The following is a 22,330-nucleotide window of genomic DNA, read 5'->3' on the forward strand; positions in this document are numbered from 1 at the left end:
GTACGTGATCGTCTGCCCCGCGACGAGCTCCGTACGATCCGCCGACTTCGTCAGCTCGATCGCCGGCGCCGGATCAGCGGTGACCTCCGCCTCCGAGGGCTCCGAGGTCACCGGCTCGCCCTCGGGGGGCGTTCCGCTCGCGGTCGCGGAGTTCGTGATGCTGCCGCGGTCGACGTCCTCCTGCGTCGCCTCGTAGCTCGCGGTGCAGTCCACCACGTCACCCGGTGCGAGCGAGGCGGCCCCGTCTTCGCACACGACGGCCGACAGCGAGCCCGTGCCCGAGAAGTCGCCCTCGTTCACCACGACATCGCTCAGCGTGACATTGCCCGTGTTGCGCACTGCGAAGGTGTAGGTGATGGTCTGGCCCGCCGTGAACTCCACCGGGTCCGCGCGCTTGACCAGCGAGATGGCAGGTGCCGGCTCCTGCGGGATGCGCACGCTCGACGGTTCGGACGAGATGGGATCACCGCCGCCCGGCGGCGTGCCGGACGCCGTGGCAGAGTTCTCGATCGTGCCGGCGTCGACGTCGGCCTGCGTCATCTCGTAGCTGGCGGTGCACACCACGGTGTCCCCAGGCGCGAGCGAGGCAGCACCGTCGTCACACACGACCGCCGAGAGCGAGCCCGAGCCGCTGAAGTCGCCCTCGTCCACCGCGACGTCGCTGAGCGTGACGTTGCCCGTGTTCTCGACCACGAAGGTGTAGATGATGGTCTCACCGGCGACCAGTTCGCTCGCATCCGCCGACTTGACGATCGAGATGCCGGGATCGGCTTCAGAAGGGACGACGGCCTCCGACGGTTCGGAGATCACCGGGTCCGCCCCGTTCGGCGGCGTGCCGGTCGCGGTCGCGGTGTTCTCGACCGTCCCTCGGTCGACGTCGGCCTGGGTGACCTCATAGGTAGCCGTACACGTCACGGATTCGTCGGGGGCGAGACTCGTCGGATCGCAACTGACCGCCGACATCGTTCCGAAACCGGTGAACTCGCCCTCGGTAATCGTGAGATCGTCGAGCCGCACATTGCCGGTGTTCCGCACCAGGAACTCGTAGGTGATGGTCTCGCCGGCGACCAGCTCAGTCCGGTCCGCCGATTTCTCCAGCGTGAGTCCTGGCCGGACCGGAACGTTCGTGAACCTGCAGTCGATGTCGATGATCGGGGACGAAGGGACGCTGAAGGTTCCGCGATTGCCCTCGCCGCTCGAGACCTCCCGGTCGTTGGTGATGTCCCGGCAGACCCAGGTCGTCGTGTAGTTGCCGAGATTCGTCGTGCCCGCCGCGGTCTGTTCGATCGTGTATGTGTCGCCGGCGAAGGCCGCCGTGCGGCCGATGTACTCGCGCTCCTCCTGATTCTGCACGCCCGATTCCGTGCCCGTGGTCTCCGCGGAGATCGCGGGGTCGTTGGCGTCCGGCCCCTTCAACGTGATGTGGAACTGATCGCCGTCGCCGTATCGGCCGTCGGGCAAGTCGACGTCGACGAGCACGGTCGGCTGGAACGCGCGGGACGCGAGGTCGGTGATCTGCACGGCGGCGGGCGAAATGCGGATCCTGGAGATCAAGGAGAACGAGACGGGGTCGGTGCGCAGGAGCTCGGACCCTCCGCCCGACAGTGTGCGAGACAGGTAGCCGTAGCCGTCCGGACCGTACGCGGCACCGTTGCTGAGCTGAGTGTTGGCGAACTTGGCACCGACCGGGGTCCCGATCGCGGTTCCGCCCGTCGTCGTCGAGACGGTCGAGGCGTCCACTCGCCACACCTGGGAGCCGACGCCCTCCGCGGCGTCCGAAGTCAGGATGTACATGTTGCCCTGCTGGTCGAACACGAGGTCGCCGTTCACCCCGGTGTTGCCCGGCAGCGTCACGGTCAGCGCGCGGGACACCAGCCTGCGCGAGACGGTGTCGAAGGCGGCGAAGCGGAAGGTTCTGAGGCTCGTGTCGGCCGTGTCTCGGCCGCCGTAGTAGTACCAGCCCGACTTGGAGTTGACGCCGCCCATCGTGGTGCCCGCGGCGTCGTTCGCCGGGCGGGCAACGACGGTCCACCGCTCGCTCGGCGCGTCATACATGAAGACGCGAGCGGCGCTGGCGACGAGCATCTCGTTGCCGTCCGCTGTGAGCGCGATGGAGTTGATCGTCTCCGCCACCGGGGTCTGCAGGATGTAGACGGAGGCGCCGGTCGCCGGATCGATGCGGTAGATCTGCCCACCGTTTCCGGCATTCGTTCCATAGAGGAAGTCGGAGCTGAACGGAGCGGCGGCGTACGCGGCGGGAGCCTGGATGCCGAGCCCGCCGAGGACGACCGCCAGGATCGTCGCGAGGGCGAGCACGAATCGTGCCCCCGGGCTTCGTGCGGTCTTCGACTGCGTCAACGACATCGTTCCCCCTTGAGCGTTGCTGGCATCCCGCATCTCGCCAGGCGTTCATTCGTCATCTTATGCAGAGCCCCTCCGCTTTGTCACGCTCCAGCCCCTGGCGGCGCGGCGATCCAGTTCCTGCGCGGCACATCCGATCAGCGGCGCCCTTCAGTGCGAGCTGCAGGGCTCGGTCGCGGGAGGCGTGACGCTGGTCGCCCATTCCACGCGGGGTACGCTGAGGCGACGTCCGTCCACCGCAACCGGGGCCGAATCCCAGCGCGCCCCGCCGCCCGAGATCAGGAGCACGCATGGAACTCGACGCAGAGGCCTTCGAGCGCATCGTGGTCGACGAGCTCGACCAGCTCCCCGACGACATGGTCGACGGGCTCGAGAACGTCGTCTTCGTCGTCGAGGACCGGCCGGAGGACGGGTCGCTCGACCTCCTCGGCCTGTACGACGGCACCGCCCTCACCGATCGCGACCGCTACGGCTTCGGCGAGATGCCCGACCGGATCATCCTCTACCGCGAACCGCTGCTCGCGATCTGCGACGACGAGGCGACGCTGCGCGACGAGATCCACGTCACACTCGTGCACGAGATCGCGCACTTCTACGGCATCGACGACGACCGCCTGCACGAGCTCGGCTGGGCCTGACCGTCGGCCGTGGCGCCGAGCGGTGTCACCGGCGCCCGCAGGTAGCCTGATTCCATGAGTGCTTCCCCCGGCCGAACGATCGGCATCGTCATCGGGGCGATCGCGATCCTCGGCATCGGGGCGTACGCTCCGGCCATGCTGCTCGGGCCCCTGCCCGAGGTCGAGGTGGTCGCCGCCGCTCCCCCGGCCGCCGAGCCGCCTGCGCCGCTCGCATTGCCGGGCGACGGGGCGAGCGCGGTCGCCAGGGTCGGCGAGACGCCGGCCGTGCTCGCGACCGCGGGCGATGCCGAGCCCCTGCCGATCGGCGCCGCCGCGAAGCTCGTCACCGTGCTCGTCACGAGCGAGGCGCTGTCACTGCCGGTCGACGCCGCCGGAGCGGAGCTCACGATCGGGCCCCAGGACTACACCGAGTACCTGCAGGCCGAGAAGGAGGGCACGCGCACGCTCCCCGTCTCGCCCGGCGACCGCTGGTCGCAGCGCGACGTCACGCGAGCCGTGCTGCTCGCGAGCAGCAACAACCACGCGGACACCCTCGCCCGCTGGGCGTTCGGCAGCGTCGACGCCTACGTGGACCGCGCGAACGGATGGCTCGAGGAGCACGATTTCGAGACGCTCCGCGTCGCGGACGCGACGGGGCTCTCCGGCGACAGCGTGGGCACGGCGGAGGAAGTGGCCCGCTTGGCGGCGCTCGCCCTGGCGCAGCCCGCGATCGCGTCGATCGTCGACGGGGTGCAGGTCAGCGGGGAACGGAAGATCCCGCACGTCGCCGATCATGCCGCCGACGACGGCCTCGACGCCCTGGTGCGCGGCTTCACGGACGAGGCCGGCCTCGTGTTCGTCGGACGCGCCCCGCTCGGCTCCGGCGATGGGGCCGCCGACTTCGTCGTCGCCTTCGTGCGGATGCCCGACTACGAGACCCTCGACCCGGCGATCGCCGCCCTCCTGCAGAGCGTCGGCGCCGCGGCCGCCCCCGTTCCGGTCATCGTCGAGGGAGCGAGCTACGGCGAGGTGCGCGCCCCCTGGGGTGATCGCTCGGCGCTCCTCGCCACCGGCTCGCGCGACGCGGAGGCCTGGGGGGCCGAGCCCGGCCGGCCGGCGCTCGAGGTCGAACCGTTCACCACGGCACCCGCCGGGCGGACCGTCGGCGAGGTGGCCATCGACATGGCTGGGGCGACGCTCTCCTCGAGCGTCGCCCTCGAATCCGCGATCGGCGACCCCGGACCGCTGTGGCGGCTGCTGAACCCCGGCGCCATCGTGGGCGCGTTCATCGAGGGCCAGCAGTCCCGCTGAGCGCCGGCGCGCTCAGCGAGGCCGCGCGACCCGACTCAGTCGTTCTCCTCGTCGGCCTCGACCGGGTCGGAGTCGCTCGGGTCGAACTGGAACCGCACGCGCAGCTCGCCGGCGACCTCCCGCTCCTCGATGCGGTCGTACCAGAACAGGGACTCGAGGCCGTCGACCGCGGCCACCATGCCGATCCGGGCCTCCGATGCGCCGTCCACGAGGGCGCGACGATCGAACTCGCCCTCCAGCGGGCCGTCGACGAATTCAGCGAGGTACTCGCCGGGCGCGTTGTCTGCAGTCATGTCACTACCGTAACCCCGGCCGCGCCGCGACGGGAGGACGCCTCAGGCCCGGATGACGAGGTCGGGGCTCGCCCCGCCGCGTTCGCGTGCGCGATGTCGCCGCCACTGGGTCTCCCACAGCTCCCAGTAGGGGTCGAACGCGCCAGCATCGCGACGGAGCGCGCGGCCGCGACGGTCGCCGAGCGCCGCCTCGACGAGGATGCGGACCGCATCCGGCTGCTCGGCGACGGCGGCGAACGCGCCGCACCCCTCGATCACGAGCGGACGGCCCGGCCGCACCGTCCGCACCCCGTCGACGCGCGAGCGGGCCCAGTCCCACTCGCGGACCCGGCCGATCCTCCCGTCCCGGGTCGCCGGGACGAGGTGGCGGCGAAGCTCGGCAGCTCCCTCGTCGAGGCCCTCCCAGCCGCGGTAGACCGTGTCGAGCTGGATGAGTACCGGGGCGCGACGCCATTCTGCGGCGACGGCCTCGGCGAGCGTCGTCTTGCCCGCGCCGCTCGGCCCGTCGATCGCCACGAGCGCCGGTCGGCGCCGCCGGAGGAGCTCGCGGACGCGGGCGAGCGCCGCCGCGCTCGGCGCGGCCATCGGCGCGCTCACGCCCACACCGGGTGGAAGGTGCCCGCGGCGATCGCCCCGCCGATCGCGCATCCGGCCACCGCGAGCGCGATGAGGATGAGCACGGCGTCGGCCGCACCGACGCTCGAGGGGCGGGCCCAGCTCCGCGCGGTCCGCGCCCCGAATCCTCGCGCCTCCATCGCCGTCGCGAGCTTCGAGCCGCGCCGGATGGCGAGCACCAGGAGTGCGAAGGCCATCGTGGCGAAGCGCTGCAGCGCCCCATGATCGCCGATCCCCCGGGCCCGTCGCGACATCGCCATGGCCCGCCAGTCGTCGAGGAACAGCCCGATGAGGCGCGCCCCGGCCAGCGCACCGAGGACGAACCTCGACGGCAAGCGCCACACCTGCGCCAGCCCGTCGGCGAGCTCGGTCGGATCGACGTCGAGGAAGAGCAGCACCGCCGGCAGTCCGATCGCGAGCACGCGCAGCGTCACCGCGATCGCCAGCTCGATCGATCCGTCAGTGATCCGGGCGAGCCAGAAGTTCCAGTACTCCGTGCCCGCGGGGCGGCCGTACAGCAGCATCGAGACTCCGGCGAGCGGCGCTGCCACGAGGATCGGCCAGCAGCGGCGCAGGATCGTCGCCGGACGCACCCCCGCGAGCAGGAAGAGTGCGAGCTGCAGCACGAGCGCGATCGCGGCGCTCAGCCAGTCGATCGTGAAGAGCAGCGGCGTGGTCACGAGGATCGCGGCCGCGAGCCGGCTGACGGGATTCACCCGCGGCAGGAATCGCAAGCGGTGGCGGTGCGAGGCATCCGGCTCACTCGTCTCCGTCTCCGCAGCGACACCCGGCGGACGCCCGAGGAGCATCGTGACCGGCTCGGCGCGCCCGACCCGGCCGGTCATGCCGCCCGCTCCTCTGCCCGGGCGTCGCTGCCGAGGGCGTACCTGACGTCGCCGAGCGCCTCGCGGTACGCCGCGTCGTGCGTCACGGAGAGCACGGCGACGCCGTCGTCGGTCAGTTCGCGCACCAGGCGGACGAGTTCGATCCAGGTCAACCGGTCCTGCCCGAAGGTGGGCTCGTCGAGGATCACGACGCCCGGCCGTGCGACGAGCACCGAGGCGACCGTGAGCCGGCGCTGTTCGCCGCCGGAGAGCGTGAACGGGTTCGCCTCGGCGAGGTGGTCGAGACGGAGTCGCTCGAGCACCGGTTCGATGCGCGCGGCCGCGTCCTTCACCCCGAGGGCGCGCAGGGCGACGCCGAGCTCGGCCCGCACCGTCCGGGCGACGAACTGGTGCTCCGGCTCCTGGAACACCGTGCCGATCCGGCTCAGCAGCTCCCGGGAACGCCAGCCCGCCGGGTCGGCCCCGAGTCCCCTCGCGAGCGCCGGCGCCGCGACGACCCGGCCGGCGAGCGGGCGGATCAGTCCGCCCATCGTCAGGGCGAGCGTCGACTTGCCCGCCCCGTTCGGCCCGGTGAGCACGGTCGAGGCGCCGGCCGGAATCGCCAGCTCGATCTCGGCCCGGAGGGGGCGGCCCGCCGAGCGGCCGATCGTCAGCTCGTGGCCGCGCAGCAGCGCCTCGGTATCCGGCGTCGCGACGGCCCGCGCAGCACCCACCTCGAGCGGCTCGCCGGGCACCCAGACGCCCGCCGCGAGCAGCTCGGTGCGCGCGGACACGAGCACTTCGGCCGGCCGACCGTCGGCGATGACCCGGCCGTCGCGACCGAGCACCACCATCCGGTCGACGAGCCGGTGCCAGACATCGACGCGGTGCTCGACGACGACGAGGGTCGCCCCGGTGCGATCGAGCACGCGGGCCACCGCGTCGCGCACCTCGGCGACCCCGGTGGGATCGAGGTTCGCCGTCGGCTCGTCGAGCAGCAGCAGGCCGGGGCGCATCGCGATCGCGCCGGCGAGGGCGAGCCGCTGCTTCTGGCCGCCGGAGAGCCGGCCGGTGGGGTGGTCCAACGGCAGCTGGAGGCCGACCGCGTCGAGGGCGTCCCGGACGCGCGACCAGATCTCCGACCGCTCGATGCCGAGGTTCTCGCACCCGAAGGCGACGTCGTCCCCGACCTTGGAGAGCACGACCTGCGAGTCCGGATCCTGGAGCACCAGGCCCGATCGCCCGCGGCGATCGGCGGGCCGGAGCCCGTCGATCAGCAGCTCGCCGACCGACTCGCCCTCCTCGGCCCCGCCGTTGACCCCGGCCAGGGCGTGCAGCACCGTCGACTTGCCGCTGCCCGAGGGACCGACGAGGAGCACCCGCTCACCCGGCGCGACGCTGAGGTCGAGTCCGTCGATGGCCCAGCGGCGGCGGCCGGCGTGACGCCAGCCCCAGCCGCGCGCTTCGACGCCCGCGGGCGCGGGGCGCCCGCCCACCGTGTCGCTCATACCCGCTGCGTCACGTCCTGTCCGGCGGCGAAGCGGCTGAGTGCGCCGGTCGCAGCCAGCGCCCGCACGATGATCCAGCCCAGGATGCCGGCGAGCACCGCGCCCGAAATCACGATCGTGGTGAAGTACAGGCCGAGGAACTCGGGCGACTTCTGCAGGTTGCCAGAGGTGAACAGCTCCAGCAGCCAGGCCCCCGCGCCCGACGCGGCGCCCGCGAGGATCGCCGGCAGCAGCCCGAAGCGGCGGTAGGCGAAGAGCGCGAAGATCAGCTCGGCGCCGAGGCCCTGCGCGATGCCGGAGTAGAGCGTCTCGATACCCCACTGGTTGCCGACGAGGGCCGAGACGACGGCCGCGAGCAGCTCGACGAAGAGCGCCGCGCCGGGCTTGCGGATGATGAGGCCGCCGAGGACCCCGCCGATGAGCCAGATGCCGACGGCGATGCCGCCGAGGCCGGGCGTCAGCGCGTCGGCCGCGGAGAACCAGGCATAGCCGATGTTGTTCCAGAGCAGGAAGAGGAGTCCCGTCGCGACGCCGATGACGGCGGCGACGACGATGTCGACGACCCGCCAGCGCAGCTCGCGGGTCCGCTTGGCGGGCCGATCGACGGTGGATTGCTGGTTCGCGTTCGCGTGCACTGTACGTGCCCTTTCTTCAGTGGAAAGCGGCACGGGAATGAAGAGATCGATCTCCCTGCGCTGGCATGACCCAGATCAGGTTCGACGGTCGAAGGTTGGAGCACCTTCCTCTCAGCCCGGCTCACCGGACTCCCGTGTTCGAGCACGAGTATACGCCGACGCCGGGCGGCGTGGGCCGACCGGCGTCGTCGTGCGTCGTGAGGACGCGGATCGTGGGCTGGGCGTCGCTCAGCGCTTCAACGCGCGGATGATGCCCTTCAGCGCCTTGCCGGCGACCCACACGAACGGCGTCGCGGCGAGCAGCAGCCCGATGAGGTTCGGCTCGAAGCGGACGTCGCCGCCACCGCGACCGACGTATGCGCCGAGGGGAATGGATGCCCCGCCGCCACCGCCGCCCGAGGCGGACTGGCCCTCGTCGTCGGTGCCTGAGCCGCCGCCGAAGCCGTACCAGCCGAGCGCGACGGGGATCACCGTGGTGCCGTCGAGGTCGACGGCGTCGCCGTAGGAGGTCTTGACGCCGACACCGGCGACGTTCTCTGCGAGGTCGAGCACGAATTCAGCCATGCGTCAACGGTACCCGCGCCGGCGATCCGACTCCAGGGCTTGCGCTTGGCCCGCCTGCCGCGTTCAGTGCTCGGTGGGGCGGTCGCCGCCGTCGAGCGGTTGCCGGAATCGCGCCCCCGCCGCCGAGCGGTCGGGCGCGCGCCCCACGAGGGCCGCGGGCTTCACCGCGCCCGTGCCGAACTTCGCCACGACCTGATCGACCGTGCGCTCGGCGTCACGCCACTCCTCGTCGGGGTCCCACAGCGCGAAGCCGCCGTCGGCCGGCCGCAGCTGCTCGCCCCTGACCCCGATGAGCCGCACCCGCTCGCCCCGGCCCACGAGCCCGGCCATCGCCTCGACGGCCTCGTCGTAGATGCGACGGGCGACGTCGGTCGGCTCGGCGAGCGTCCGTGAGCGGGTGATCGTGCGGAAGTCGTCGTAGCGCAGCTTCAGCACGACGGTTCGGGCGACCATACCGGCACGCCGCAGCCGGACCGCGACGTTGCCCGAGAGGTCGAGCAGGCTACGCCGGATCTCGGCGGGATCGGCGAGATCGTGCCCGAAGGTCGTCTCGTGCCCGATGGACTTCTCGACCCGGTGCGTGGACACCTCGCGCGGATCGTCGCCGTTGGCGAGTCGGAGCAGCCGCTCGGCGAGGGCGGGGCCGACCGCCCGTTCGAGCGCCTCGGGCGGCATGGCCGCGACGTCGCCGACGGTGTGCAGGCCGAGCTTCGCGAGCGACTGCTCGGTGACCCGGCCGACCCCCCAGAGCGCGGACACCGGCAGCGGGTGCAGGAACGCGACCGTCTCGTCGGCGGGGACCACGAGCATGCCGTCGGGCTTCGCCCGACCGGAGGCCACCTTGGCGACGTACTTGGAGGCCGCGACGCCGACCGAGCAGGTGAGCCCGGTCTCGGCCCGCACGCGCTCGCGGATGCTCCAGGCGATCTCGGCCGGGCTGCCGTGCAGTCGCCGAGCCCCCGAGACGTCGAGGAACGCCTCGTCGATCGAGAGCGGTTCGACGAGCGGGGTGACCGACTCGAAGATGGTGAGCACCCGACGCGAGTACTCGCTGTACTTGCGGTAGTCGCCCCGGAGGACGATGGCGTTCGGGCAGCGCTGCAGGGCGACCGACATGGGCATCGCGGAGTTCACGCCGTACCGGCGCGCCTCGTAGCTCGCCGCCGACACCACCCCTCGCCCGGCGGTGCCGCCGACCAGCACGGGCTTGCCGCGCAGTTCGGGTCGGCTCAGCAGCTCGACGGAGACGAAGAAGGCGTCCATGTCGACGTGGAGGATGGGGGTGCCGGAGTCGTCGACGGGGCCGGTGGTGACCTGCCTCGACGAGCCGTCCTGCTTGCTCATGCTGCGACCCTATCCCCCGCCGCCGACATCGGCGTCCCGGCGGTCAGAAGCCGAAATCGCCGCCGCTGAAATCACCGAAGCCGCCGTCACCGAAGCCGCCCTGATCCGCGCCCGCGGCATCGACCGAGCCGGCGTCACCGCCCTGATCGGCCCCGGCGTCACCGCCCTGATCGCCCGTGCCCTCGCCGCCGGCCTCGAACGCACCGGGGGCGGGCAGGAACGCCTGCGCGATCGCCGAGCCGACCACCACGCCCGCGATGGTGCCGAGCATGGAACCGCCGAGCATCTGCCCGAACGACGGCCCGCCCGCCACTGCCGCGCCTCCGCGCCCGCCGCCCTGGAAGGCGCGCTCCATGCTGCCCGGTGCCCGGAGCTCGTGGCGCGTCGCCGCTCGGGCGAGCGCGCTGGGCTCGTCGGACACGAGGCGCTCCCCCGCCGGCGCCTGCTCGCTGAGCGCCTGGAACACCTGGTGGCGCTGCTCGGGCGTCAGCTTCGCGAAGGCCTCGGCGTGCACCTGCTCGATGGACTCCGGCGGTGCGGTGCGCAGCAGATAGCGGTAGCGCTCGACCGCGAGCTCGTCCTCGCTCAGGGTTCGGGCCTGCGGGGCGGGCTGGGCGGCGGGACGCTCCTCGGGAGCGCCGAAGAGTCGATCGAAGAATCCCATGCTGTCCTCGTCATTCCTGGTGGGGAAGGCGATCGTACCGAGCGCGCCCACGAAACGGCTGGGAGCCGGTGCCGACGAATCGGCACCGGCTCCCGTGAGCGCGGTTCGCTACTCCGCCGCGGCGGCGCGCTCCAGCACGAGCTCGCGGACGCGAGCCGCGTCGGCCTTGCCCTGCATCGCCTTCATGACGGCGCCGATGACCGCGCCGGCGGCCTGCACCTTGCCGTCGCGGATCTTCGCGAGCACGTCGGGCTGCGCCGCGAGCGCCTCGTCGATCGCCGCGATGAGGGCGCCGTCGTCGGAGACGACGGCGAGCCCGCGGGCGTCGACGATCTGCTGCGGCGAGCCCTCGCCCGCCACGACGCCTTCGAGCACCTGGCGCGCGAGACGGTCGGTGAGCGTGCCCGCCTCGACGAGGGCGGCGAGCTCGGCGACGTGCTCGGGCGAGGCCAGCGACGCGGCATCCGTCTCGCTCGCATTGGCGAGTCGGGTGAGCTCGCCCGTCCACCACTTGCGGGCGGCGGCGGGGCTCGCCCCGGCGGCGATCGTGGCGGCGACCTCGTTCAGCAGGCCGCCGTTCACGACGTCCTGGAACTCGAGGTCGGTGAAGCCCCACTCGGCCTTGAGCCGGCGACGGCGGGCCGCAGGCGGCTCGGGCAGTGCGTTGCGCAGCTCGGCGACGCGCTCGGGCGACGGGACCACGGGCACGAGGTCGGGCTCGGGGAAGTAGCGGTAGTCGTCGGCGTCGGACTTCGGACGGCCCGGGCTCGTGGTGCCCGTGTCCTCGTGCCAGTGCCGGGTCTCCTGCGTGATGGCGCCGCCCTTCGCGAGGATCGCCGCCTGGCGCTGGATCTCGTACCGCACCGCGCGCTCGATGGAACGGAACGAGTTCACGTTCTTCGTCTCGGTGCGGGTGCCGAGCTTGTCCGCGCCCCGCGGACGCAGCGACACGTTCGCGTCGCAGCGCAGGTTGCCGCGCTCCATCCGCGCCTCGGAGATGCCGAGCGAGATCGCGATGTCGCGGATCGTCGACACGTACGCCTTGGCGAGCTCGGGCGCGTCGCCCTCGGCGCCGAAGATCGGCCGGGTGACGATCTCGACGAGCGGGACACCCGCACGGTTGTAGTCGACGAGCGAGTGCTCGGCGCCCTGGATGCGCCCGGTGGCGCCGCCGACGTGCGTGAGCTTGCCCGCGTCCTCCTCCATGTGCGCGCGCTCGATCGGCACCTGGAAGGTGCGGCCGTCGGCGAGCTCGACCTCGACCTCGCCGTCGAACGCGATCGGTTCGTCGTACTGCGAGATCTGGTAGTTCTTCGCGAGGTCCGGGTAGAAGTAGTTCTTGCGGGCGAAGCGGCTCGACTCGGCGATCGAGCAGCCGAGGGCGAGGCCGAGCGAGATCGACTTCTCGACCGCCTCGCCGTTCACGACCGGCAGCGAGCCGGGCAGACCGAGGCAGACCGGCGAGACGAGCGTGTTCGGCGCCGCGCCGTGGTACTTCTCGTTCGCCGGGTTCGGGGCGGGCGAGAACATCTTCGTTTCGGTGTTGAGCTCGACGTGCACCTCGAGGCCGATCACCGGCTCGAAGAGCTCGAGCGCCTGCTCGTAGTCCATCAGTTCGACGCGCGCCATCAGAGTGCGCCCTCCTCGGTCGCGGTGAGCTCGTGGGTCGAGAGATCAGGGGCTTTCGCGAGCAGCGGGCCGCCCCACTCCGCCTCGAGCAGCCGCTCGAGGGCGCCGCCCACGTTGTAGAGGCGGGCGTCCTGGCGGGCCGGGGCGAGGAACTGGATGCCGACGGGCAGGCCGTCCTCCGGCGCGAGGCCGGCGGGCAGCGAGATGCCGGGGACGCCCGCGAGGTTCGCCGGGATCGTCGCGATGTCGTTCAGGTACATCGCGAGCGGGTCGTCGAGCTTCTCGCCGAGCTTGAAGGCGGTCGTCGGCGCGGTCGGCGTGGCGAGCACGTCGACCTTCGCGAACGCCTGGTCGAAGTCGCGCTGCACGAGCGTGCGCACCTTCTGAGCGCTGCCGTAGTAGGCGTCGTAGTAGCCGGCCGAGAGGGCGTAGGTGCCGAGGATGATGCGGCGCTTCACCTCGGGGCCGAAGCCCGCCTCGCGACTCGCCGCCATGACCTGCTCGACCGTGCCGCCGCCCTGCGGGGTCACCCGCAGGCCGAAGCGCACCGAGTCGAACTTCGCGAGGTTCGAGGAGGCCTCGGCGGGCAGGATGAGGTAGTACGCGGCGATCGCGTGCTCGAAGTTGGGCGCCTCGACCTCGACGATCTCGGCGCCGTTGCGCTCGAGCAGCTCGAGCGACTCGTGGAAGCGCTGACGGACGCCGGCCTGGAAGCCGTCGGTGTCGAGCTCCTTGACGACGCCGATGCGCAGGCCCTGCACATCGGCACGGCGCACCGCCTCGGCCATCGAGGGCCACGGCTCGGCGATGGAGGTGGAGTCGTGCGGGTCGTGCCCCGCGATGACGTCCTGCAGCAGCGCCGCGTCGAGCACCGTGCGGGTGACGGGCCCGATCTGGTCGAGCGAGGAGGCCAGGGCGATCGAGCCGTAGCGGCTCACGGCGCCGTAGGTGGGCTTCACGCCGACGGTGCCGGTCACGTGCGCGGGCTGTCGGATCGAGCCGCCCGTGTCGCTGCCGAGGGCGAGCGGCGCCTCGAAGGCCGCGACGGAGGCGGCGGAGCCGCCGCCCGAGCCGCCGGGGATGCGGTCGAGGTCCCACGGGTTGTGCGTCGGACCGTACGCGGAGTGCTCGGTGGACGAGCCCATGGCGAACTCGTCCATGTTCGTCTTGCCGAGCGGCACGAGGCCGGCCTCGCGCACCTTGCGCACGGGGGTGGCGTCGTAGGGCGGGATCCAGCCCTCGAGGATCTTCGAGCCGGACGTCGAGGGCATGCCCTCGGTGACCAGCACGTCCTTGATGGCGATCGGCACGCCGGCGAGCTCGCCGAGCGACTCACCAGCGGCGCGGGCCCGGTCGACCTCGGCGGCGGCGCGCAGAGCGCCCTCGGCGTTCACGTGGAGGAACGCGTGCACGGCGCCGTCGACGGCGGCGATGCGGTCGAGGTGCGCCGTGGTCGCCTCGACCGAGCTCACCTCGCCGCGGCCGAGACGGCCGGCGAGCTCGGCGGCGCTGAGACGGATCAGCTCGTCGGAGTGGCTCACTGCTCCTCCCCCAGGATCGCGGAGACCACGAAGCGGTCGCCGTCACGCTCAGGGGCGCCGGAGAGCGCCTGCTCGGGGCTCAGCACGTCGTCGGTCACCACATCGGCGCGGAAGACGTTCTGCATCGGGATGGGGTGGCTCGTCGGCGGGACGTCGGGGGTCGCGACCTGGTTCACCTGCTCGACGGCCTGCATGATCTGGCCGAGTTCGGTGGTGAGGTGCGCGATCTCCTCCTCGGTGAGCGCGATGCGAGCGAGGTTCGCCAGATGGGCGACCTGCTCCGCACTGATTTCAGGCATGCTGCTCCGAACGTGTCGTGACGGGGATGCCTGCCAGTCTATTCGAGCGGGTCGCCAGGCATCGAGTCGCCGGGCGTCGAGGCGCCGAGCGCGGACGGACCCTCCGTCACGAGCAGTCGGAACTGCTCGGCGTCGAGGACGGGGATGCCGAGCTCCTCCGCCTTGGCGAGCTTGGAGCCGGCACCGGGGCCCGCGGCCACGTAGTCGGTCTTCTTCGAGACGCTCGAGGCGGCCTTGCCGCCCGCGGAGATGATGGCCTCCTGGGCGCCCTCCCGCGTGAAGCCCTCGAGGCTGCCCGTGGCGACGACCGTCAGCCCGGCGAGCACGCCGCCCGCGGCGACCGCGGCCCCGGGGCCGGGGTGCCCGGGCGTCGCCCACTGCACGCCCGCGGCGCCCCAGCGCTCGACGATCTCGCGATGCCAGTCCACCTCGAACCACTCGAGGAGCGAGTCGGCGATGATGCCGCCGACCCCCTCGACCTCGGCGAGCTCGGCCCGATCGGCGGCGCGGATCGCGTCGAGCGAACCGAACCAGTCGGCCAGGGCCCGGGCGGCGACCGGGCCCACGTGCCGGATGTTGAGCGAGACGATGAGCCGCCACAGCGGCTTGGTCTTGGCCTTCTCGAGCTCGGCGAGCAGCTTCGTCGCCGCCTCGGACGGACCGACCTCGCGGTGATCTTTGCGCACGCCGGCGGCGCGGCGCTCGGCGGGGCTCATCGCCTCGGTGCCAGGCGGGTAGCTCGCGGGGCCGAGCTTCTGGAAGGGCAGCCGTCGGACGGGTTCGCCGGTTCGCTCGTCGATCTTCACCTCGCCCGTCTCGGCGTCGCGCACGACGACCTCGATCGGCACGAGCTCATCGAGGGTGAGGTCGAAGAGCCCCGCCTCGGTGGCGAGCGGAGGCTCGGCCGGCACGGTGGGCTGGGTGAGCGCGGCGGCGGTCACCTCCCCGAGCGCCTCGATGTCGAGGCCGCCGCGGGAGCCGATGTGCTCGATGCGCCCGCGCACCTGCGCCGGGCAGGACTTCGCGTTCGGGCAGCGGAGGTCGATGTCGCCCTCTTTCATGGGCCGGAGCGGCGTGCCGCATTCGGGGCAGCGCTCGGGCATCTGCCACTCGCGCTCGGTGCCGTCGCGCAGCTGCTCGACCGCGCCGAGGATCTCGGGGATGACATCGCCCGCCTTGCGCAGCACGACGGTGTCGCCGATGAGCACGCCCTTGGCCTTCACCACCTGCTGGTTGTGCAGCGTCGCCTGGCGCACGGTGGAACCGGCGACCTTGACGGGCTCCATGATCGCGTAGGGTGTCGCGCGACCGGTGCGGCCGACCCCGACGGCGATGTCGAGGAGCTTCGTGTGCACCTCCTCGGGCGGGTACTTGTACGCGATGGCCCAGCGCGGCGCCCGGCTCGTGGCGCCGAGCTCGTCGTGCAGGGCGAGCTCGTCGACCTTCACGACGATGCCGTCGATCTCGTGCTCGACGTCGTGGCGGTGCTCGCCCCGGTCGGCGATGAACTCGGCGACCTCGTCGACGGAGGAGAACACCCGGGAGTGCGGCGAGACCGGCAGACCCCAGCCGGCGAGCAGACCGTAGATCTCGGACTGCGCGCGCACCTCGGGGTGCTGCCAGGCGCCGATGCCGTGCAGGTACAGCGAGAGCCGGCCGAGCCGTTCGCGCATGAGCTCGAGCTCGAGCGGGCCCTTCTTCTCGCGACGCTGTCGCAGGCTGCCCGCCGCGGTGTTGCGCGCGTTCGCGAACTCGGGGTACTTGGTGGGGATCTCGTCGGCGGGTCGGCCCTTGGCCAGCTGCTCGGCCTCGTAGGCGGCCTGCAGCTCGTGCTGGCGCTCGTTCAGCGCCTCGAAGTCGGCGGTGCGGAGGAACACCTCGCCTCGCACCTCGAAGAAGGCGGGGAAGCCCTCGCCGCTGAGCCGGCGCGGGATCACGGGGATCCAATCGACGTTCTCGGTGATGTCTTCACCGACCCGGCCGTCGCCGCGAGTGGTGGCCGTCTCGAGCACGCCGTCGCGATAGGCGAGGCTGATCGCGAGCCCGTCGATCTTCAGCTCGGACAGCCAATGCACCGGCCGCCCGGCGGCCGCCTGGGTCTTCGCGGCCCAGTCGCGGAACTCCTCGATCGAGAAGACGTTGTCGAGGCTCAGCATGCGCTCGGCGTGCTCGTGCTCGGGGAAGCCGGCCGAGACGATCGCCGCGCCCACCTGCTGCGTCGGGCTGTCTTGCCCGGCGAGCTCGGGGAACGCGCGCTCGAGCGCCTCGAGGCGGTGGAAGTCGGCGTCGTACTCGGCGTCGGAGAGCGTCGAGTCGCCGTCGCCGTAGTAGGCGAGGCGAGCGGCCTCGATGCGCTCGGCGAGCCGCTCGGACTCCGCCCGCGCCTCGTCGAAGCTCATGCCCTCGAAATCGGCCGGGAACTCGCTCGCCGCCGTCGTCTCACTCGCCGCATTCGTCTCGCTCACAGGCCAATCCTACGGACGACCTGCGACACTCACTCGGCGTTCCAGAGGGCTCGGTAGTACGCGAGCCGCCGCTCGTCGGGCTCGATGCCGTACGCGGCGAAGAACGTCGACTGGCAGCCCGGCCCGTAGTTCCAGTCGAGGCTCAGGCTCGCCACCGCGAGGTCGGCCCAGCGGTCCGCGACGCCGACCCTGGCCACGTCGACGATCGCTGCGAAGCCGCCGTCGTCGCCGAGCAGCGTGTTCTGCTCGGCCAGCCAGCGCGGGTCGACGGCGGAGCGGGCCGGGACGGCCTCGCTCAGCAGCCATTCGCCGGAGGCATCCGCCCCAGCCTCGATCACCCGAGGGGCAGGTACCCGCCCACTGAGCCAACGCAGCCGCTCGGCCTCCTCGGCGAGCGACTCGCTCGAACCGGGCGGGTTCCACTTCACGACGCTCTCGCGCACGCCCTCGATGCGGAACGTCAGTCCGCCCGCCTCGTTCCGCCACAGCGGGGTCGTCGGGCGACCGGCCGCGAGCTCGAGCACCTTCGCCGGCCGCACGATCTCGGCATCCGGCCGCTGGCTCGCGAGCGCGGGCTCCCCCACCTACGCGCCGACCGGGACGGCGCTGACCGTGCGGTCGATGGTGCACTGCCCGAGCACCCGCGTGCCGACGTAGACCACGGCGGTCTGGCCGGGGGCGACGCCGTCGAGCGGCTGCGCGGGGCGCACGACGAGCTCAGCGGCACCGTGGCCGTCGCGAGCGATGCGGGCGACCGCGGGCACCGGGTCGGCGTGCGCCCGGATCTGCACCTCGCAGTCGAAGTCCTCGCCCTCGGCGGCGACGAGCCCGGAGGCGATCGGGTCGAGTCCCGCCCAGCTCAACCGCGACCCCGCGATCTCGGCCGTCGCGAGCGCCTCCTTCGGGCCGACGACGACGGTGTTCTCCTTCGGCCGCACCTCCAGCACGAAGCGGGGCCGGCCGTCGGGCGCCGGGGTGCCGAGTCGGAGGCCGCGGCGCTGGCCGACGGTGTACGCGTGCGCGCCGTCGTGGCTGCCGACGACGGCGCCCGTGCGGTCGACGATGTCACCCGGCGTCTCGCCCACGCGGTCGGCGAGCCAGCCCTTGGTGTCGCCGTCGGGGATGAAGCAGATGTCGTAGGAGTCGGGCTTGCGTGCGACCGCGAGTCCGCGGCGCTCCGCCTCCTGGCGCACGAGCTCCTTCGACGGGGTGTCGCCGAGCGGGAACCACGCGTGCGCGAGCTGCTCGGCTGTGAGGACCCCGAGAACGTAGCTCTGGTCCTTGGCCTCGGCGCTCGCGCGATGCAGCTCCAGCTCGCCCGATGCGCCCGACACCACCTTCGCGTAGTGGCCCGTCACGACGGCGTCGAAGCCGAGGGCGAGCGCCTTCTCGAGCAACGCGGCGAACTTGATGCGCTCGTTGCAGCGCATGCAGGGGTTCGGCGTGCGCCCGGCGGTGTACTCGGCGACGAAGTCGTCGACGACGTCTTCCTTGAAGCGCTCGGAGAAGTCCCAGACGTAGTACGGGATCTCCAGCAGATTCGCGACGCGCTGCGCGTCCATCGAGTCCTCGATCGTGCAGCAGCCGCGGCTGCCGGTGCGGAGCGTGCCCGGCATCCGGCTGAGCGCGAGGTGCACGCCGACGACGTCGTGGCCGGCCTCGACCGCGCGCGCCGCGGCGACGGCGCTGTCGACGCCCCCGGACATGGCTGCTAGCACTCGCATGCCCACCAGTCTACGAAGTCGCGGCTGGACGGAGGCCGGGTGGCCCGGATCGGGCTCAGCGGTCGAAGGAGGTGCGGCGGGCCGCGAGTCCCGCCTTCGCCGCCCGCTCGTGGGCCGCCGGCAGTGCCGCGAGGAACGCATCGACGTCGTCCTCGCTCGAGTCGTGACCGAGCGTGATGCGGAGCGCACCGCGCGCCTCGCTCTCGCTGCGGCCCATCGCGAGCAGCACGTGCGAGGGTTCGGGCACCCCGGCCTGGCACGCCGAACCGGTCGAGACCGCCACGCCGGCGGCGTCGAGGAGGAAGAGCAGCGAATCCCCCTCGCACCCGGGGAAGGCGAAGTGCGCGTTGCCGGGCAGGCGCCCGGAAGGCGCTGGATCGCCGGACAGCACGGCGTCGGGCGCCACCGCGGCGACCCCCGCGATCAACCGGTCGCGGAGCGCCGCCATGCGGGCGGCATCCGCCTCGAGCCGCAACGCCACCGCCTCCGCCGCGGCGGCGAAGGCCGCGGCCGCGGCGACGTCCTGCGTGCCGGACCGCACCCGACGCTGTTGTCCTCCGCCGTGGATGAGCGGCTCGATGCGCCCCGTGCGGTCCAGCACGAGGGCGCCGATGCCGGCCGGGCCGCCGATCTTGTGCGCCGACACGCTGATCGCGACGAGCCCCGCTCCCGGCTTCGCGCCGGACTCGGCGCGCAGCGCGTGCAGGCCGACCGGCAGCTGCCCGTAGGCGGCGACGGCGTCGAGGTGGAGCGGCACGCCCGCGGCGGCCGTCAGCTCGGCGACCCTGGCCACCGGCTGCACCGTGCCCACCTCGTTGTTCGCCCAGAGCATGGTGACGAGGGCGATCCGGTCGGCGTTGGCCTCGAGCTCCGCGGCGAGCGCGTCGACGTCGAGCCGGCCGAGCTGGTCGAGCGGGAGTTCGACGATCTCGGCGCCCTCGTGCGCGGCGAGCCAGTCGACGGTGTCGAGGGTGGCGTGGTGCTCGCCTGCGGGCAGCACGATCCGCGGCCTCGGGGTGTCGTGCTGGCGCTGCCAGTAGAGGCCCTTGATCGCGAGGTTGATCGCCTCGGTGCCGTTGCCGGTGAAGACGAGCTCGATGGGGTCGGCGTCGAGGGTCGCGGCCACGACGGCGCGGGACTCCTCGAGGGAGCGCTTCGCGCGCTGGCCGGCGCTGTGGATCGAGGCGGGGTTGCCGACCGTGGCGAGCGCGGCGGTGAGCGCGGCGACGGCCTCAGGCCGCATGGGGGTCGTCGCGGCATGGTCGAGGTAGACGGGCACGCCGCTCTCCTCTCCTGCCGGTGGCACGTGGTCCACGAACTACTGTAGATCGCATGTCGGTCCCCGATCCCCTGCACGAGCTCGGTGCCGTGCCCGGCATCGACGGCGGTACGGTGCGCATCTGGTCGGAGCACGCCTCGGCGGTGGAGCTCGTCGTCTTCGACGACGGCGACGTGGACTGGGCGGTCGATCGGGTCGCGTTGGAGCGCGACGAGCACGGCGTCTGGTCCGGGCGTTCCGGCGCGCTGACGCCCGGTACACGGTATGCGGTGCGGGTGGACGGGCCGGCCGGCGTGGAGCACGCCTTCAACCCCGTGCACGATCTGCTCGACCCCTACGCGAGGGGGCTGGTGCGTGCCGGCGACGGGTCCTGGCGGGGCGTCGCGCTCGGCCGGCTCGGCGACGGCGACGGCTTCGACTGGGGCGGCGTCGCCGTGCCGCGGGTGCCGCTGGATCGCACGGTCGTCTACGAGACGCACGTGCGGGGCTTCAGCAAACGCAATCCGGCGGTGCCGGAGGCGCTGCGCGGCACGTATGCGGGGCTCGCGCACGACGCCTCGCTCGACTACCTCCGCGATCTCGGCGTGACGACGGTCGAGCTGCTGCCCGTGCACGCGTTCGTGTCCGAGGAGCGGCTCGTCCGGCAGGGGCGGGTGAACGCCTGGGGCTACAACACGCTCGGCTTCTTCGCGCCGCACGGCGCGTACGCGAGCGCGGCGGCGCAGGCGGAGGGAGCTGCTGGGGTGCGCCGCGAGTTCGCGGGGATGGTGCGGCGCTTGCACGAGGCTGGGCTCGAGCTCGTGCTCGACGTCGTCTACAACCACACGGCGGAGGAGCACCGCGAGGGGCCGACGTACAGCTTCCGCGGCATCGACAACGCCGCCTACTACCGGCACGACGCGCACGGCCGCTACGTCGACACGACCGGGTGCGGCAACACGCTCGACTTCGGCCGGGAGCAGACGGTGCGTCTTGCGCTCGACTCGATGCGGTACTGGGCGGGCGAGCTCGGCGTGGACGGGTTCCGGCTGGATCTGGCCGCGACCCTCGGCCGCGACGATCACGGCGCGTTCACCCCGGAGCACCCGTTGCTGCGCGGGATGCTCGACGATCCGGTCGTGGGCGCCTCGAAACTCATCGCCGAGCCGTGGGATCTCGGTCCCGACGGCTGGCGGACGGGCGGGTTCCCCGCCGGCTTCAGCGAGTGGAACGATCGCTATCGCGACCGGATGCGCGACTTCTGGCTGACGGATCTGCGCCAGGAACGGGAGACGGGTTCGGCGGGCAGCGGGATCGGCCGGTTCGCGACACGGCTCGCGGGGTCGGCGAACACCTTCTCGCCGGAGCGGGGGCCGCTCGCGAGCCTGAACTTCATCACGGCCCACGACGGCTTCACCCTCGCGGATCTGACCGCGTACGACGTCAAGCACAATCTCGGCAACGGCGAGGACAATCGCGACGGCACCGACCACAACCGCTCGTACAACCACGGCGTCGAGGGCGAGGCGGCGGATCCGGAGGTGCGCGCCGCACGGCGCCGGAGCATCCGGAACCTCCTCGGCACCCTGCTGCTCTCGGCCGGCGTGCCCATGCTCACCGCGGGCGACGAGTACGGGCGGACGCAGCGCGGCAACAACAACGCCTACTGCCACGACTCGCCGCTGACCTGGCTGGCGTGGTCGGCCGAGGATCGACCGCACTCGGCGGCGGCGCTGCATCGCACAGTCCGGACCCTCCTCCGCCTCCGGGCCGAGAATCCGGCGCTGCGCCCGGTCCGCTACGGCGTGTTCGGGGAGACGACGCCGAGTGCGACGCAGATGGACTGGTACAACGCCGACGGCGAGTCGATGGGCATCGACGACTGGAACTCCCCGGCCGAGCGCACGCTGCAGTACCTCGCCGCGTCGACGCCGGAGCACGAGCCGCCGAACCGCATCCTGCTCGTCGTGCACGCCCGCTCCGGGGACACCGAGGTGGTGCTGCCCGCGCATGCGGGCGTCGCCGGGTACACCGTGTGCTGGGACTCGGCGCTGGAGGAGCCCGCGCGCGACACCCGGACGCTCGCCCCGGGCGCGCGACTGCCGGTCGCCGCGTGGTCGATGCAGCTGCTGCGAGCCGAGCCGGAGGGCGGCGAGCCAGCGGGCGGAGGCGCCTGATGGCCAGGCGCGCAGAGCCGGCGGCCGGCACCCCGGCGACGGTCGCGCTCACCGCGGCGGGGATCGCCTTCGTCCCGCGTGCCTACGACCATGATCCGCGGGCCGCGGCGTTCGGCCTCGAGGCGGCGGAGAAGCTCGGCGTCGAGGCCGAGCGCGTGTTCAAGACGCTGCTGGCATCCGTCGACGGCGCCCTGGTGGTCGGCATCGTGCCGGTCGCCGAGCAGCTCGACTTGAAAGCGCTCGCGCAGGCGGTCGGCGGCAAGCGGGCCGAGATGGCCGATCCCGCGCTTGCGGAGCGGAAGACGGGCTACGTCGTCGGCGGCATCAGCCCGATCGGGCAGAAGACGTCGTTGCCGACCGTGCTCGACGAGACCGCGATCCTGTTCGAGTCGATCCTCGTCTCCGGCGGCCGGCGCGGCTTCGATCTGGAGCTCGCACCCGACGATCTCCTCCGGGCGACCGCCGGCAGCTACGCGCCGATCGCCCGCTCGCGCTGACCTC

Annotated in this window: 19 protein-coding genes, 1 pseudogene and 1 riboswitch; of the genes and pseudogenes, 4 read left to right on the forward strand and 16 right to left on the reverse strand. The window is 72.5% G+C overall.

The window, feature by feature from the left end:
* Positions 1-2,364, reverse strand: a pseudogene (locus ACFWE1_RS01105) (hypothetical protein); the annotation flags it as partial.
* Positions 2,365-2,651: 287 nt separating this feature from the next.
* Between ACFWE1_RS01105 and ACFWE1_RS01110 the strand changes: the two are divergent.
* Both ACFWE1_RS01110 and ACFWE1_RS01115 read left to right on the forward strand, forming a co-directional pair.
* Positions 2,652-2,999 (forward strand): metallopeptidase family protein, encoded by a 348-nt coding sequence (locus ACFWE1_RS01110; protein WP_376931724.1) that lies wholly within the window; start codon positions 2,652-2,654, stop codon positions 2,997-2,999.
* 54 nt (positions 3,000-3,053) lie between these two features.
* Positions 3,054-4,289, forward strand: a complete 1,236-nt coding sequence (locus tag ACFWE1_RS01115; protein WP_376931725.1) for a hypothetical protein — start codon at positions 3,054-3,056, stop codon at positions 4,287-4,289.
* Between the two features lie 35 nt (positions 4,290-4,324).
* Here the strand turns inward: ACFWE1_RS01115 and ACFWE1_RS01120 are convergent, their stop codons facing one another.
* The 15 genes from ACFWE1_RS01120 to ACFWE1_RS01190 form a co-directional block, all read right to left on the reverse strand.
* A complete protein-coding gene (locus ACFWE1_RS01120) occupies positions 4,325-4,582 on the reverse strand; it encodes a hypothetical protein (protein WP_376931726.1) in 258 nt (85 codons plus the stop codon).
* Between the two features lie 42 nt (positions 4,583-4,624).
* Entirely contained in the window at positions 4,625-5,179 is a 555-nt protein-coding gene (locus ACFWE1_RS01125; protein WP_376931727.1) for a zeta toxin family protein, read from the reverse strand.
* Positions 5,176-6,042, reverse strand: coding sequence for an energy-coupling factor transporter transmembrane component T family protein (locus ACFWE1_RS01130; RefSeq protein WP_376931728.1), 867 nt, complete (start codon positions 6,040-6,042; stop codon positions 5,176-5,178). Before ACFWE1_RS01130 ends, ACFWE1_RS01125 begins: the two co-directional genes overlap by 4 nt.
* Positions 6,039-7,529 carry an ABC transporter ATP-binding protein gene (locus ACFWE1_RS01135; RefSeq protein WP_376931729.1) on the reverse strand — a complete coding sequence of 497 codons (1,491 nt, stop codon included), beginning with the start codon at positions 7,527-7,529 and terminating at the stop codon, positions 6,039-6,041. Before ACFWE1_RS01135 ends, ACFWE1_RS01130 begins: the two co-directional genes overlap by 4 nt.
* On the reverse strand, positions 7,526-8,164 hold the full coding sequence (locus ACFWE1_RS01140; RefSeq protein ID WP_376931730.1) for an ECF transporter S component: 639 nt from the start codon (positions 8,162-8,164) through the stop codon (positions 7,526-7,528). The genes ACFWE1_RS01135 and ACFWE1_RS01140 overlap by 4 nt, the downstream gene beginning before the upstream one ends.
* 35 nt (positions 8,165-8,199) lie before the next feature.
* Positions 8,200-8,310, reverse strand: a riboswitch (TPP riboswitch).
* An 82-nt stretch (positions 8,311-8,392) separates the two neighbouring features.
* On the reverse strand, positions 8,393-8,728 hold the full coding sequence (locus ACFWE1_RS01145; RefSeq protein WP_243568160.1) for a hypothetical protein: 336 nt from the start codon (positions 8,726-8,728) through the stop codon (positions 8,393-8,395).
* 63 nt (positions 8,729-8,791) lie between these two features.
* Entirely contained in the window at positions 8,792-10,072 is a 1,281-nt protein-coding gene (locus tag ACFWE1_RS01150) for a DNA polymerase IV (RefSeq protein WP_376931731.1), read from the reverse strand.
* Between the two features lie 43 nt (positions 10,073-10,115).
* On the reverse strand, positions 10,116-10,736 hold the full coding sequence (locus ACFWE1_RS01155; protein WP_376931732.1) for a hypothetical protein: 621 nt from the start codon (positions 10,734-10,736) through the stop codon (positions 10,116-10,118).
* Positions 10,737-10,844: 108 nt separating this feature from the next.
* Entirely contained in the window at positions 10,845-12,365 is a 1,521-nt protein-coding gene (gatB, locus tag ACFWE1_RS01160) for an Asp-tRNA(Asn)/Glu-tRNA(Gln) amidotransferase subunit GatB (RefSeq protein WP_376931733.1), read from the reverse strand.
* Complete coding sequence (gene gatA, locus ACFWE1_RS01165) at positions 12,365-13,906, reverse strand: Asp-tRNA(Asn)/Glu-tRNA(Gln) amidotransferase subunit GatA (protein ID WP_376931734.1); 1,542 nt, start codon at positions 13,904-13,906, stop codon at positions 12,365-12,367. The genes gatB and gatA overlap by 1 nt, the downstream gene beginning before the upstream one ends.
* On the reverse strand, positions 13,903-14,205 hold the full coding sequence (gene gatC, locus ACFWE1_RS01170; RefSeq protein ID WP_189084818.1) for an Asp-tRNA(Asn)/Glu-tRNA(Gln) amidotransferase subunit GatC: 303 nt from the start codon (positions 14,203-14,205) through the stop codon (positions 13,903-13,905). Before gatC ends, gatA begins: the two co-directional genes overlap by 4 nt.
* 38 nt (positions 14,206-14,243) lie before the next feature.
* The gene (gene ligA / locus ACFWE1_RS01175; RefSeq protein WP_376933048.1) at positions 14,244-16,604 is read right to left on the reverse strand and encodes an NAD-dependent DNA ligase LigA; all 2,361 of its coding nucleotides are present in this window, start codon (positions 16,602-16,604) and stop codon (positions 14,244-14,246) included.
* Positions 16,605-16,699: 95 nt separating this feature from the next.
* Positions 16,700-17,254 carry a phosphotransferase gene (locus ACFWE1_RS01180; protein ID WP_376931735.1) on the reverse strand — a complete coding sequence of 185 codons (555 nt, stop codon included), beginning with the start codon at positions 17,252-17,254 and terminating at the stop codon, positions 16,700-16,702.
* Complete coding sequence (gene mnmA / locus ACFWE1_RS01185) at positions 17,255-18,394, reverse strand: tRNA 2-thiouridine(34) synthase MnmA (RefSeq protein WP_376931736.1); 1,140 nt, start codon at positions 18,392-18,394, stop codon at positions 17,255-17,257. It lies immediately after the preceding gene.
* A 55-nt stretch (positions 18,395-18,449) separates the two neighbouring features.
* Complete coding sequence (locus ACFWE1_RS01190; RefSeq protein WP_376931737.1) at positions 18,450-19,673, reverse strand: cysteine desulfurase family protein; 1,224 nt, start codon at positions 19,671-19,673, stop codon at positions 18,450-18,452.
* Between the two features lie 53 nt (positions 19,674-19,726).
* Between ACFWE1_RS01190 and glgX the strand changes: the two genes are divergently transcribed.
* Both glgX and ybaK read left to right on the forward strand, forming a co-directional pair.
* The gene (glgX, locus tag ACFWE1_RS01195) at positions 19,727-21,829 is read left to right on the forward strand and encodes a glycogen debranching protein GlgX (protein WP_376931738.1); all 2,103 of its coding nucleotides are present in this window, start codon (positions 19,727-19,729) and stop codon (positions 21,827-21,829) included.
* Positions 21,829-22,326, forward strand: coding sequence for a Cys-tRNA(Pro) deacylase (gene ybaK, locus ACFWE1_RS01200; RefSeq protein ID WP_376931739.1), 498 nt, complete (start codon positions 21,829-21,831; stop codon positions 22,324-22,326). The genes glgX and ybaK overlap by 1 nt, the downstream gene beginning before the upstream one ends.
* Positions 22,327-22,330 lie beyond the last annotated feature (4 nt).

The organism is Agromyces sp. NPDC060279 (assembly GCF_042726785.1).
GTDB lineage: Bacteria > Actinomycetota > Actinomycetes > Actinomycetales > Microbacteriaceae > Agromyces.